11 protein-coding genes, 1 tRNA gene and 1 pseudogene are annotated in these 13,538 nt (G+C 70.7%); 10 read left to right on the top strand and 3 right to left on the bottom strand.

The window, feature by feature from the left end:
* Positions 1-17: 17 nt before the first annotated feature.
* Both M2163_RS13045 and M2163_RS13040 read left to right on the top strand, forming a co-directional pair.
* Positions 18-467 (top strand): hypothetical protein, encoded by a 450-nt coding sequence (locus tag M2163_RS13045; RefSeq protein WP_280894035.1) that lies wholly within the window; start codon positions 18-20, stop codon positions 465-467.
* A 156-nt stretch (positions 468-623) separates the two neighbouring features.
* Positions 624-776: a hypothetical protein gene (locus M2163_RS13040; RefSeq protein ID WP_167348056.1), complete on the top strand. Its 153-nt coding sequence runs from the start codon at positions 624-626 to the stop codon at positions 774-776.
* A gap of 842 nt (positions 777-1,618) precedes the next feature.
* On the opposite strand, the gene M2163_RS13035 is transcribed toward M2163_RS13040, so the two are convergent.
* Together M2163_RS13035 and M2163_RS13030 are read right to left on the bottom strand one after the other, a co-directional pair.
* Entirely contained in the window at positions 1,619-2,179 is a 561-nt protein-coding gene (locus M2163_RS13035; protein WP_280894034.1) for a CGNR zinc finger domain-containing protein, read from the bottom strand.
* Between the two features lie 209 nt (positions 2,180-2,388).
* Positions 2,389-2,802 carry an SsgA family sporulation/cell division regulator gene (locus M2163_RS13030; RefSeq protein ID WP_004002642.1) on the bottom strand — a complete coding sequence of 138 codons (414 nt, stop codon included), beginning with the start codon at positions 2,800-2,802 and terminating at the stop codon, positions 2,389-2,391.
* Between the two features lie 191 nt (positions 2,803-2,993).
* Here M2163_RS13030 and M2163_RS13025 point away from each other — a divergent pair, with 191 nt between their 5' ends.
* The 7 genes from M2163_RS13025 to M2163_RS12995 all read left to right on the top strand — a co-directional run bounded on the left by M2163_RS13025 (position 2,994) and on the right by M2163_RS12995 (position 10,548).
* Positions 2,994-3,452 carry a TIGR02611 family protein gene (locus M2163_RS13025; RefSeq protein WP_280852619.1) on the top strand — a complete coding sequence of 153 codons (459 nt, stop codon included), beginning with the start codon at positions 2,994-2,996 and terminating at the stop codon, positions 3,450-3,452.
* 76 nt (positions 3,453-3,528) lie between these two features.
* Positions 3,529-3,600, top strand: a tRNA-Val gene (locus M2163_RS13020).
* A 381-nt stretch (positions 3,601-3,981) separates the two neighbouring features.
* Positions 3,982-5,271 (top strand): extracellular solute-binding protein, encoded by a 1,290-nt coding sequence (locus M2163_RS13015; RefSeq protein ID WP_280894033.1) that lies wholly within the window; start codon positions 3,982-3,984, stop codon positions 5,269-5,271.
* Between the two features lie 14 nt (positions 5,272-5,285).
* A complete protein-coding gene (locus M2163_RS13010; protein ID WP_280852621.1) occupies positions 5,286-6,242 on the top strand; it encodes a sugar ABC transporter permease in 957 nt (318 codons plus the stop codon).
* Entirely contained in the window at positions 6,239-7,111 is an 873-nt protein-coding gene (locus tag M2163_RS13005; protein WP_280894032.1) for a carbohydrate ABC transporter permease, read from the top strand. Before M2163_RS13010 ends, M2163_RS13005 begins: the two co-directional genes overlap by 4 nt.
* A 10-nt stretch (positions 7,112-7,121) precedes the next feature.
* Positions 7,122-7,715, top strand: a complete 594-nt coding sequence (locus M2163_RS13000) for a hypothetical protein (RefSeq protein WP_280894031.1) — start codon at positions 7,122-7,124, stop codon at positions 7,713-7,715.
* A gap of 94 nt (positions 7,716-7,809) precedes the next feature.
* Positions 7,810-10,548: a Tat pathway signal sequence domain protein gene (locus M2163_RS12995; RefSeq protein WP_280894030.1), complete on the top strand. Its 2,739-nt coding sequence runs from the start codon at positions 7,810-7,812 to the stop codon at positions 10,546-10,548.
* A gap of 70 nt (positions 10,549-10,618) precedes the next feature.
* On the opposite strand, the pseudogene M2163_RS12990 reads toward M2163_RS12995, so the two are convergent.
* Positions 10,619-13,038: pseudogene (locus tag M2163_RS12990) on the bottom strand (hypothetical protein).
* 48 nt (positions 13,039-13,086) lie between these two features.
* Between M2163_RS12990 and M2163_RS12985 the strand changes: the two are divergent.
* On the top strand, positions 13,087-13,533 hold the full coding sequence (locus tag M2163_RS12985) for an SRPBCC family protein (protein WP_280852626.1): 447 nt from the start codon (positions 13,087-13,089) through the stop codon (positions 13,531-13,533).
* Positions 13,534-13,538: the final 5 nt, after the last annotated feature.

The following is a 13,538-nucleotide window of genomic DNA, read 5'->3' as shown; positions in this document are numbered from 1 at the left end:
CCTGCCTGGAGGACCGGATGATTGCCGAGACCGTCTGTTCCGCCGTCGCCGCGGCCGGCCTGGGCATCGCCGCGGTCAGCGCGTACCGGAAGCGTTTCCTCGCCGCCACGCGGATCGCCGCCTACTCCCTCGTCCCGCTCGGTCTGGTCATGACCGGTGTCGTCGACTGGCTCGCGGACACCGCCTTCAGCCCGACCGCCTGGGCAGGCTTCGGTGTGCTCGGTCTGTCGTGGGTGCTCTTCTCGACCTCACGCATGGTGGAGCGCCGCCGCGGCGGCACCCGCAAGGAGCGCAGGGCGGCCCGCGACGCCGGGCAGGACGCGGTGGCTCCCGCGGCCTCGGCACCCTTCCTCGGCCCCGCCGCGCGCACCCCGGCGACTCGCCCCGCGGGCAAGTCCAGGACCACCGAGTCCGCCGCGGACGACTTCAGCGACATCGAGGCCATCCTCAAGAAGCACGGCATATGACGGTCGTGCGGCGAACTGAAACGTTCGCAGGGGGAGCCATGCAGGTCCGTAAGTGATCACGAGTCGAAACGGACATCACGGAATCCGGCGAACTCCCGCTCATTCCGGGCGTGTTGATCGCGCCGGGGGTGCGGACTGCGCCATCATCGCCGCGAGATGCTGGACACCAAACAGAGCGATACCGCGCCGCCTCAGGACGAGCCGCGTGGATGCCTCTTCGCCCTTTCCCAGCCACCGCTGATGATCTTCCTTGCGGTGATCGGGTGTCTGCTGCTCATGGCTGCGCTGCACGACCTGCTGCTGCTCTGAGCCGTACCCGTGGGTCCCCGGCGCCACCCGCCGGGGACCACGTCGACACCCCTGCCGGACCCCGGCCACCCCGAACCGGCTCCCAGCACAGCGACACGCGTCTCCCCGACCACCGCAGCACCACCCGACCTGCGCTCCGCCGCCCGCGCCGCAGCGTCCAAACACGCGGTCCTGCACAACCACCTGCCGACCTGCACTCCATCGCCTGCGCCTGGCCGACTGCCCGTGGCCTGCTCACCCCCGCCCACCCGACCTGCGCCTCCGCCGCCCGCGCCTCGGCAGCCAGACACACGGGCCCGCTCCCCACACGGCATGGGCGAAGCCCGCCTCCAACCCGATCTGCACTCCGGCGCCCGCGCCTGGGCGCCTGCTCACCACCGCCCACCCGACCTGCGCTCCGCCGCCCGCGCCTCGGCAGCCAGACACACGGGCCTGCTCCCCACACGGCATGGGCGAAGCCCGCCCCCGACCCGGCCTGCGCTCCGGCGCCCGCGCTTCGGTCACGGTCCGTGGGTCTGCTCCCCGACGCCCGGTCTGTGCTCCGGCGCCCGCGCCTCGGCGACTGTCCGCGGCCTTGATCACCACCGACCGCCCTGCAGCTCCACCACCTGCGCGCCCCCGCAACCACCCCCGAGCCTGATCACCACCGCCCAGCCTCCGGCACGCGACAGCCTGCGCCTCCGCGTCACCGCCCGGCCTTCCAGCGCGACAGGCTGAGCCTCAGCGGCACGCGACCGCACGGTTCAGCACGCCCGCCCGGCGTCTTGGGGGCGCGGGGAACTGCGCGACCAGCCACGACGGCGAGTCAGTCGACCGGCGGCCGGTGGGGGCCGGCCCGGACCTCAGCCCGCCGCCTCCTTGCGCCGCGCCCGGTACGCGGCCACATGCAGACGGTTCCCGCAGGTCCGGCTGTCGCAGTAGCGTCGCGAGCGGTTGCGGGACAGGTCCACGAAGGCCCGTCGGCAGTCGGGCGCCTCGCAGCGCCGCAGCCGCTCTTGCTCCCCGGCCACCACGAAGAACGCCAGCGCCATCCCGCAGTCGGCCGCCAGATGGTCGGCGACGGAGGCGCCCGGCGCGAAGTAGTGCACATGCCAGTCGTAGCCGTCGTGGTCCGTGAGCCGGGGGGTGGTGCCCGCGGCGGCGACCAGCTCGTTGATGAGGGTGGCGGCGGCCCGGGCGTCCTCGGCGGCGAACACCGAGGCGAACCGGCCGCGGATCTTGCGCACGGCCGACAGGTCGAACTCCGAGAGCACCCCGACATCGCTGATCTCGTGGTTTCGTACGAATTCCGCGAGCGCCGCGACATCCGGCAGCGCGTCCGCGGACGCGTCGTCCTCCGGTGCGGTGTTCACCAGATCGACCACGGTGTCGAGGGCGCACCGGGTGTCGTGGGTGATCAGCACGATTCGCTCCCTGGCCTGGGGGTCGGGCGGACGCCCGCCGATGCTGGCCGATGGTAACGGCTCGCCGGGATCCGGTGCCGGGCCGCACGACAGGCGCCGTGGCTGCGGAGCGCTCCGCAGCCACGGCGCCTGTCGTTCCCTATGCGGTTGTACCTGCCCGAGCCGTCTCCCCGAGTGGACGGCGCCGGGCGGCTCCGTGCGCCCTCGCCCTAGCTTTCCGCCAGGATGTGCGAGAGCTCCTGATCCAGATCGAAGTGGCGATGCTCCGTGCCCGGGGGCACGGCGGCGTCCGTCCGCTTCAGGAACGACTCCAGGGCCCGCGCCGGGGCCTCGAGCAGTGCCTCGCCTTCAGGAGAGCTCAGGGCGATGCAGACGACGCCCTGACCGTGGCTGCGCGACGGCCAGACTCGGACGTCGCCGGTTCCGGTGGGCCGGTGGAGGCCCTCCGCGAGGAGGTCGCGGGCGAACACCCACTCGACGGTCTCCTCGGCTCCGGTGTGGAAGGTGGCGTGCACGGCGTAGGGGTCGGCCGTGTCGTACCGCAGGCCTGCGGGGACAGGCAGGGAGGACTCGCTCGACACAACGAGGCGCAGGTGCAGCTCGCAGCTGACCGTGGTGTTCATAAGCGCCAGGGCCTTTCGCTCAGTGTGCGCTCGGGGATTCGCACGTCGGCGAAATCGACATGCCACCTACGGTGCCGTTGTAAACCCCTCTGAGTGTTTTGCGTGCCTTTACGTAACTCTTCCGGCCGAGGGTCCCTTGGGACGGTACGACCATTCCGGTGACCGGTTTCTCTCCGGTAGGGTTCGGCTGTATGAATACGGGGAGTGACGAGCCGCGCGAGGTCGCCGTGGCGGACGAGCAGACCGGCAACAAGTCGGACGAGGCGCACGACGAGCAGGGGCTCGGTTCCAGGGCGCCGGAATTCATCAGGTCGCGGCGGCTGCTGCACCTGAGCTGGCAGGTCCTGGTCTTCGTGATCGGCCTCGCGGTGGTGGTCGCCGGCATCATCATGCTGCCGCTGCCGGGCCCCGGCTGGGTCGTGATCTTCGGCGGTATGGCGATCTGGGCGACCGAGTTCGTCTGGGCCCAGCTCGTGCTCCGCTGGACCAAGCGCAAGGTGACCGAGGCGGCCCAGCGCGCCCTCGACCCCAAGGTGCGCCGGCGCAACATCATCCTGACCTCGATCGGCCTGGTGATCATCGGCGTGATCCTCGGGGTCTACCTGTGGAAGTTCGGTTTCGAGATGCCCTGGAACATCAAGGACCAGTGAGCCGCGCGGGGGTGCCGGGGCTGTCACCGCTGGTCACGTGCACCCCCTGACATGGGGTAATGTTCTTCCTGCGTCCGGGCGATTAGCTCAGTGGGAGAGCGCTTCGTTCACACCGAAGAGGTCACTGGTTCGAACCCAGTATCGCCCACCCGGACCGACGGCCCGCCCGCGAGATCGCGGACGGGCCGTCGGCGTGTGCGCGTACCAATGCGCGGTCAGAGGGTGGCCGGCTCCGCTTGTGCGACCGCCCGCAGTGGCCCGCACCGCCGCCGTCCTTTTTCGGCCGCCCCCCGATTCCGTACGGCGGTCTGCGGGGTGTTCGGTCGGTCGATCCCGCGCCTCTCACCTGGGGCGTCGTCAGCTCCCCGGTGGCGTGCGCCGGTTGGAGGCGCTTCGCTTCCTCACCACACTCTCAATAAATTCCTGTCCGAATCATTGACGCACCTCCGGGGCCTCCGTAACTTGTGCCAGCAAGCGCTTACTTGAAACGATTCATGCAGGCGGCGACGCTGCGGGGAGGGGCCCGACTGTGGGAACCAACAGGAATGTCGAGAGGCGAACGATCCTGAAGGCGGCCGGGGCTACAGCGGCGACGCTGGGGCTGGCCGCGACGACGGGGTGCGGTGGTGACAGCGGCAGTTCCGGAGACGGAACCGTGACGCTGCGTTACGCCTGGTGGGGTGGCGAGCCGCGCACCATCGCCATCAAGAAGACGATCGCGCTCTTCGAGAAGAAGTACCCGAAGATCAAGATCAAGCCCGAATTCACCGACTACGAGGCGTTCTGGGAGAAGTTCCAGACCCAGGCCTCCGGCGGTAATCCGCCGGACGTTTTCCAGAATGCGGTCGGTTTCCTGCGCAAGTACGACAAGCGCGGTGTTCTGCTGGATCTCAAGCAGCAGGCGGACGCCGGGAATCTGAGCCTCGACAACTTCCGCAACGGCGTTCTGGCGAACGGTCAGGTCGACGGCAAGCAGATAGCCGTTCCGGTCGGCGCCAACACCATGTCGCTCGTCATCGACCTCAAGGCCTTCAAGAAGGCGGGCGTCGAGGCGAAGTTCGGCTGGACCTGGGACGAGTACTTCGCCGCGCTCCAGACGATCCAGGACAAGCTGAAGATCGCCGGTGACACCGGTTACTTCAGCATCATGTACCTCTACGACCTGTATCTGCGTCAGAACGGAAAGGCCTTCTTCACCGACTCCGATCTCGGCTTCACCGAGGACGATCTGACGCAGTGGTGGACGGACGGCTACAAGCGCGTCAAGTCCGGGCTCGTCGCCGACCCGAAGAAGATCGAGCAGGTCAAGCCCAAGTCCGGTCTCTCGGCGGGCCTCGCCGCGTCCGAGTTCACCTGGGACAACTTCTCCATCCGCTACGAGGGCGAGGGCGAGTCGGACTACGGGCTCGCGCCGATCCCCACCACGGACGGAAAGAACACCGGCCAGTACCTCGGTTCGCTGATGCTGAGCGCCTTCTCCGAGACCAAGCACCCCAAGGAGGCCGCCCAGTTCATCTCCTTCATGGTCCACGACCCCGAGGTCGGCGCGATCATGGGCTACGACCGCGGCATCCTCGCCACCACCGAGCAGTACGACGCGTTCAAGCCCACCGATCCCAACAACAAGGGTGTCGCGGCCTACGAGGACGAGGTAGCCAAGGCCGGGGTGCTCGGGAAGATCACCCCGCACCCGTCCGGCGCCGATGTCATCGAGGCGGCGTTCCTGCGCCTCGGCGGTGAGGTCGCCCAGGGCAAGTCCAAGCCGGCCGATGCCGCCAAGTCGCTGTTCAGCGAGGCCAAGGCCGCGTTCGCGGGCTGAGGGGACGTACCACCATGACGCTCGTCAAGGAAGCGCCCGTGCGCCCGGCCGGGAAGCGGCCCGCCGCTCCCGCCGCCGGGCGGCGCGGGCGGCGCCGCGAGAACCTCGCCGGCTATCTCTTCATGTCGCCGTGGATCGCGGGATTCCTGCTGCTCACGGCGGGGCCGATGATCGCGTCGCTGTACTACGCGTTCACCCGGTACAACCTGTTCACCCCGCCCGAGTGGGTGGGCTTCGACAACTTCACGACGATGTTCCAGGACCCGCGCTGGCAGAAGTCGGTGGAGGTCACGCTCAAGTACGTCGTCGTGGCCACCCCGCTGAAGCTGCTGCTCGCGCTCGGGGTCGCGCTGCTGCTCGCGCAGAGCCGGCGCGGACAGGGGCTGTACCGGGCCGCGTTCTACATGCCCTCCCTCATCGGCGCCAGCGTCTCCGTCGGCTTCGTGTGGAGGGCGCTGTTCTCGGACGACGCGATCGTGGACCGTACGCAGAAGATCTTCGGCGTCGACGTGGGCGGCTGGATCGGCAACCCGGACTACGTCCTCTACTCCCTGGTGGCCCTGAGCATCTGGCAGTTCGGGGCGCCGATGGTGATCTTCCTGGCCGGTCTCAAGCAGGTCCCCCGGGAGCTGTACGAGGCCGCCGAGGTGGACGGGGCCGGCCCCTTGCGCAGGTTCTGGAACATCACGCTGCCGATGATCTCCCCGGTGCTGTTCTTCAACGTGCTGCTGGAGTCGATCCACGCGTTCCAGGTGTTCGGCTCCGCCTACGTCGTCTCCGACACCCGGTGCGGGCCCGCGGACGCCACCCTCGTCTACACCTGCTACCTCTACCAGAAGGGCTTCAAGGAGGCCCAGATGGGCTTCGCCGCCGCGATGGCCTGGTCGCTGGTGGTGGCGGTGGCGCTGGTCACGGCGGTCCTGTTCTGGTCGCAGAAGAAGTGGGTGCACTACGAGGAGGCCGCCAAGTGACCACCGTGACCAGCCCGGTCGTGCGCACCGCGAACGAGCGGCGGCGCTTCGGATCGATCGCCTGGCATCTCGGCGCGCTCGTCATCCTCGCGGTCATCCTGTACCCGGTGATCTGGGTCCTCGGCGCCTCGTTCAAGCCGAGCAAGGACATCATCGCCAGCATCGACCTGCTGCCCGCCAAGCCGGTCTGGGCGAACTTCTCCGGCCTCGCCGACGGCATCTCCGGCATCTCCATCAGCAGCTTCTTCCTGAACTCGCTGACCTACGCGGGTCTCGCCGTGGCCGGCGTGGTGCTCTCCAGCTCCCTGACCGCGTACGCCTTCGCCAAGATCCGCTTTGCCGGGCGGAACCTGCTGTTCACGCTGATGATCGGCACCCTGCTGCTGCCGTACCACGTGCTGCTCATCCCGCAGTACGTGATGTTCCGCAAGCTGGAACTCGTGGACACGCTGGTGCCGCTCGTGGCCGGCAAGTTCCTGGCGACGGAGGCGTTCTTCGTCTTCCTGATGGTGCAGTTCATGCGCGGGCTGCCGCGCGAGCTGGACGAGGCCGCCAAGCTCGACGGCTGCGGGCACCTGAGGACCTACTGGTCGATCGTGCTGCCGCTGTGCCGTCCCGCCCTCATCACCAGCGCGATCTTCACCTTCATCAACGCGTGGAACGACTTCATGGGGCCGTTGATCTACCTCAACACTCCCTCCAAGTACACCGTCTCGCTCGGCCTGATGATGTTCCGCGACCAGGAGGGCATCTCCAACTACGGCAGCATGATCGCGATGTCGCTGGTGGCGCTGGTGCCGGTCATCGCCTTCTTCATGGCCTTCCAGCGGTATCTGATCGACGGTATGGCGACCTCCGGACTGAAGTGAGGCGGTCAGCGTGGCGCAAGCACGTGTGAAGGCCCGTAAGGCGTCCGTGTTCGGCGGTGAGCGTTTCGCGCTCTTCGCCGAGTCCCTGCTCACCGGTGTGTGGATCGCCGTGGCCTGCCTCGGCGTGGTCACCTACCCCGCGGCCTTCGCCGCCGGCGCCCGGCATGTGCGTCGGCGTACCGGCCACGAGGGCGGCGGCCTGCGGGAGTTCGTCGCGGACTTCCGTACGGCCGTGCGCCGCGGGTGGCTCGTCGGGGTGGCCGGGTGGGCCGCGGCGGCCGCGGTGTGGGTGGACGTCCAGGCCGCGCGGGCCGGGATCCCCGGCGGCCCGCTGGTCGGGGCCGTCGGACTGTTCGCGCTGATCGCTCTCGCGGTGGCCGGACTGCGGGCGGCGGCGGTCTGGGCGCCGGGCACCTCCTGGCGCGCGCTGCTCGCGGACGCCGTACGCCGGACCCTGCGCGATCCCGCCGGGTCCTTCCTGATCGTCGCGGGCCTGGCCGTCGTCGCCCTGTCCGCGGGGTTCGTCGCACCGCTGGCGGTCCCGGTCCTCGGGGCCGTCGCGGCGGCGGCCGTGGCCGTGGAGGAGCGCTACCGGCGCCGCTGACGAGCGGTGCCCTTGTCATCACGGGGTCGGCGCCTCCGCGTCGCACCTCTCCCCGTCATGCCCCTGACCAGACTGTTCCATGGAAGGAATGGCCATGTCCCCCATCCCCCGCAGATCCATTCTCAAGGCGGCCGCCGTCGCCGGTGCCGCCGCCCAGTTCAGCTGGGCGCTGGGAGCCAAGGACGTGCAGGCCGCGCCCGGAGCCGCCGAGGCCGACGACTCGCCCGTGACCCTGGACTGGCTGGAGGACGGCGGTCTCGGTGCCGCGCCCGGTTCCACCGTCGGTGTCCCCTGGCCCAAGGGCGTCTTCCAGGAGGGCCAGAAGTTCGCGGTCCGGGACGCCGACGGCAAGGCCGTGCCCGTCCAGTCCTGGCCGATCGCCTACTGGCCCGACGGCTCGCTCAAGTGGACCGCCCACGCGGTCAGTTCGGGCAACGGCAAGCTCTCGCTGAGCGCCGGAGACGCCGCCGTGCCCGACAAGAAGGTCACCGTCGACCAGGGCGGCGGCGCCATCACGGTCTCCACCGGTGTCATCACCGTGAAGATCGGCAGATCCGGCGCCACCCTCGTCAAGTCGGTCACCCGCGGGTCGACGGAGATCGCCAGGAACGGGCGGCTCGTGCTGATCCGCCAGCCCGAGATCGAGGACGAGGACCAGGGCACGGTGAAGACCGAGCGTTTCGAGGGAGCCGTCTCCGCGGTCACCGTCGAGCAGTCGGGCCCGGTCCGCGCGGTCGTCAGGATCGACGGCAAGCACCGCAAGGGCGACCGGAGTTGGCTGCCGTTCTCGATCCGCCTCTACTTCTACGCGGGCGCCGACTCCTTCCGCATGGTGCACACCATCACCTACGACGGCACCCAGGAACCCGGCAAGGCGAGCGGCGACTTCATCCGCGGCCTCGGCGTCCGCTTCGACGTGCCGATGCGCGACCAGTCCTACGACCGCCACATCCGCATCGGCGGCGAGGGCACCGGCCTGCTGCGGGAGGCCGTCAAGGGCATCACCGGACTGCGCCGCGACCCCGGCATCGCCGTGCAGGAGGCCCAGTACGCGGGCAAGAAGCTGCCCGACCCGTCCACCTGGGACCAGCGGGTCACCACCCGGCTCCAGTACATCCCCGAGTGGGGCGACTACACCCTCTCCCAGCTCTCCGCCGACGGCTTCACCGTGCGCAAGCGCACCAAGAAGGGCCACGGCTGGATCGGTGCCGGCGGCGGTCGGCGGGCCTCCGGCTTCGGTTACGTCGGTGGCGCGAGCGGCGGATTCTCCTTCGGGCTGCGGGACTTCTGGGAGCGGCACCCCTCCCAGCTCGACATCCGCGACGCCCAGACGGACGAGGCCGAGGTCACCCTCTGGCTCTGGTCGCCCGAGGCCCAGCCCATGGACCTGCGCTTCTACCACGACGGCATGGGCCAGGACACCTTCGCCGAACAGCTCGAGGGCCTCAACATCACCTACGAGGACTACGAGCCCGAGTTCGGCACGCCCTACGGCATCGCCCGCACCTCGGAACTGCTGTTCTGGGCCAACGAGTCGACGCCGTCCCCGGAAGCCCTGGCCCAACAGGTCGAGGCCGTACGGGTGCTGCCGCAGCTCGCCGCCCCGCCCAGGCAGCTCATCAAGGCGAAGGTGTTCGGGCCGGGCCTCTACTCCGAGCCCGACCGGTCCACCCCGGCCAAGGCGAAGATCGAGGACCACCTCGACTTCCTCTTCACCTACTACAAGGACCAGGTGGAGCAGCGCCGCTGGTACGGCTTCTGGGACCACGGCGACATCATGCACACCTACGACACCGTCCGGCACCAGTGGCGGTACGACATCGGCGGCTACGCCTGGGACAACTCCGAGCTCTCGCCGGACCTCTGGCTGTGGTTCGCGTACCTCAGGTCGGGTCGCGCGGACATCTTCCGGTTCGCCGAGTCCATGACCCGGCACACCGGCGAGGTCGACGTCTACCACCTCGGCAAGTGGGCCGGGCTCGGCACCCGGCACGGTGTGCAGCACTACGCCGACAGCGCGAAGCAGCAGCGGATCGCCAACACGACGTACCGCCGCTACTACTACTTCCTCACCGCGGACGAGCGCGTCGGCGACCTCATGCACGCCAACGTCGACTCCGACGAGACCTTCCTCGTGCTCGACCCGCTGCGCAAGGTGCGCACCGACCCGTACACGCCCGACCGGCACGCCCTGTCGGTCGGCTTCGGCACGGACTGGAGCGGGCTGGTCTCGGCCTGGCTGACCGAGTGGGAGCGCAAGGGGCCCAAGTGGGAGAAGGCCAAGGCGCGCGTCCTGTCGACGATGGAGGGCATCGCCGCACAGCCCAACGGCTTCGTGCAGGGCAGCGGCCTGTACGACCTCGACACGGGCAGGTTCGCGGTGGCCGCGACGCCGGTCGTCGGGGTCTCGCACCTGTCCGCCGTGTTCGGTCTCAACGAGCTGTGCGCCGAGCTCATCGACCTCGTCGACATGCCGAAGTTCAACGAGGCGTACTTCGACTACTGCCGCTACTTCAACGCCACCAAGGCCGAGCAGGCGGCCCGCTACGGGTCCAACTTCGGGACGCTGCTGCTGTTCCAGGGGCACTCGCGGCTCGACGCGTACGCGGCCGTGCAGACCGGGGACGCGAAGCTCGCCGCTCGCGCGTGGGACAAGTTCTACAACTCCGACGGGTACAAGGAGTCGGCGCCCTGGAAGACGGAGGCGTTGAGCGGGCCGGTCGCGTTGGTGGCGGGCAGTGAGGCGGCCTGGGTGTCGACCAACGACACCGCGCTGTACGGGCTTGCCGCCATCGAGAACCTGGCGTTGCTCGGGGACAAGATGCCTTCGTAGGGGTTGAGGTGGTGGGGAACCGCGCGTCCGTCGTGGCCGGTCGCGCAGTTCCCCGCGCCCCTGGGTGGGGTCAGCGCAGGCTGCCCAGGAAGTCCCGCATCCTTCGGGCGTCCCTCAGGCGTCGCTCGTACGTCGCCCCGAGCGCGAGCAGGAGCAGGCCGGCCAGAGCCGGGGGTACCCAGCGGGGGAGGGCGTCCGTGACCTGGACGAGGTACGGGGCCAGTTCGTGCAGGGCGTCCAGGGTCAGGACCGCGCCGCCCAGCAGCAGGGGTGCCTGGAGGTGGTGGCGGGCGCCCAGCAGGGTGACCAGGAGGGCGGCCAGGCCCAGGAGCAGGGGACGGGTCCAGTGCGGGTCGTCCCAGGCCGCCATGAGGCTGGGCACCAGGGCGGCGGTGAGACCCGGAGCGTAGGCCGTCCAGGACGACGTCCCGGGGGCGTGGCGCCGGCGCAGGGCTCCGACCAGCAGGGCCGGGACGGCGGCCGGGAGGGTGTACGCCTCGACCGTCCCCACGTCCCAGGCCACCAGGCGGACCCAGGTCGCCAGCAGGAACAGGGCGGCGGCCGGGTAGCCGAGGCCACGGCGGTCCTCGCGGACGGCCGTGCCCGCGATGATCACCGCGCACAGGGCCAGGACCAGGGCGAACATCGGCAGGTCGGTGACGGCCAGGGCGACCGCCAGGAGCGCGGTCGTGGCTCCGGCCAGCTCGATCGGCAGGCTCGCTCGGGGGAGTCGGTGAGCCGCCAGGCCAGTAGGGCCGCGGCCGCGGGGACCGTCAGGACGAGCAGGGCGGTGTGCGGGGCCGACCAGTCCGCGGCGGCGCCCGTCGCGCAGGCGAGGGCGGCGGCGTACCCGAGGGCGGCGGGCGCCGTGACGGGCGCGGCACGCCAGGAGGCCACAGCGAACAGCACGACCAGGGCGCACAGCGTGGTGAGGGTCGCCGGCCGGGTGGCGAGGGAGAGGAAGGCGAGGCTCACGGAGGCCACGAGCGCCGGGACGAGAGCGACGGGCCTGGACAGCAGGACGGCCGACGCCAGGACCCCCGCGGTCGCCGCTCCCTGAACCAACAGGCCGACGGCGTAGGGGAGTTCCAGTACTGCCGGGACGGTGAGGAACGTGGCCCAGGCCAGGCCGAGGGCGGCGGTCAGTGCCCTCGGGCGCCAGGTCGTGTCGCGCACGGCCAGAGCGAGGACGCCCGCCAGGACCGCCAGGACCAGCGGAACCGTCCCGGAGTACGGCGGCCAGGTCAGGTGGGACGTCACCGCGGCGCGGGAGTCCGGCGGGGTGCCGGTCCACGCCTGCGAGGCCCAGGAGAGCGGCCCCAGCACGACCACGCCGACGACGGGCAGCGTCCACAGCAGGGACAGTGCCTGTACCGCACCGGACGCCCACAGCAGACCCCGCCGTACCGTCTCCGGCAGCCGGGCCGACCGCAGCGCCGCCAACAGGGCGATGCCGAGGGCCAGATGGACCGGAACCGTCCACACCCCGGGCAGCGCGGACCGGGCCACCCCGCCGAGGGCGGCCACCGCGAGCAGGCCGGCGGTGAGGGCGAGACCGCGGGACTGCTCCTCGCCGGGCGCGCGGGTCGCCTCACGACCACTCCGCCACCCGGCGGTCAGCGCGATCGCGCTCGCCAGGAGAAGGAGCGCCGCCGCACGGGCGGCGGCGCTCGGGCCGGAGGCTGTCCAGGTCAGCCAGCCGGCGGCCAGTACGCCCGAGGCGCCCACGCCGTACGCGCCGCTCGCGGCGACCACGCGGAGGGACCTGGACGTCGTCCGGAGCGCCACGACCGTGTCGGACGCGGCCGTCACCAGGAGCGCGGCCGTGATGCCGAACGACCCCGCGTCCGCGGCCACCGCCCAGAAGAACAGCGGGAGTTGGGCCGCGACCAGGGCGGCCGGGCGCGGCAGGCGCAGCTCGGAGGCGTGCGGCAGGAGGCCGTAGGCCGCCCAGAGCCCCGTGAGCAGGGCCGAGGCGACCGCGGTGTACGGCGCCCCGGGGGCCTCGGTGAACACGGCCCCGTGCAGCGCGACCGCGTCCAGGACCGTCAGTGCCAGGCCCAGGCCGGCCACCGACTCGGCCGTCGAGCGCAGCCCGCGCTTCAGCAGCGGGAGCGGCGCGGCGAGCACGGCCGCCGTGACCGCGCCGAGCACCAGGGACCGGCCGGCGATCCCCAGGTGACCCCAGCTGACCAGGGTGAACACCATCGCCGCGACGGTGAGCAGGACACCGCCGAGGACCAGGAGCGCGTTCTGCACGCTCGGTGCGCTCGCCTCGGGGCGCGGGGATGCGGAGGGCCTCGGGCCGGTCGGCTGCGGCGCCTGCCACTGCGGCTGGAGTGCGGCGACCAACCAGGCCCGGCGGGCCAGCAACTGACTGCGGCGGGTGTCCAGTTGCCACAGCTCGGCGTCGATGAGCCGCAGCTCCTCGGCCGGGGGCGGGATGTGCGTCATGCCCTGAAGTGTGGGCTGGGTCACGCGGCACGACATGAGTACACGTACTCAGAACGTACTCGTATCCGATGCCAGACTCTCCCCATGGACTGGACCCGATACCGCTTCCGCAGCCTGTGGTCCCTGCCCGCGAAGCCCGCCGTCGTCTACGACGTGCTGGAGCGTGCCGAGGAGTACCCGCGCTGGTGGCCCCAGGTGCGCGAGGTGCGGCGGCTGGACGACACCAGCGGTGTGATCACGATCCGCGCGGTGCTGCCGTACGACCTGGTCTTCACCGCCCGCGAGGTGCGGCGCGACCCGGCGGCCGGGGTGCTGGAGATCGCCATGGACGGTGACCTGGACGGCTGGGCGCGCTGGACGATCACCCCCGACGGCGACGGCAGCCTCGCCCACTACGACCAGGTCACCGAGGTGCGCAAACCGCTGCTGAGGCGCTTCGCGGTGCCCGGACGGCCGGTCTTCCTGGCCAACCACCGCTGGATGATGCATGCCGGACGGCGGGGGCTGGTCGCCTACTTGGAAGCGGTTTGAAGGAA

It is taken from the genome of Streptomyces sp. SAI-135 (assembly GCF_029893805.1).
Classification (GTDB): Bacteria; Actinomycetota; Actinomycetes; order Streptomycetales; family Streptomycetaceae; genus Streptomyces.
This window is presented reverse-complemented; position numbering and strand designations above follow the sequence as displayed.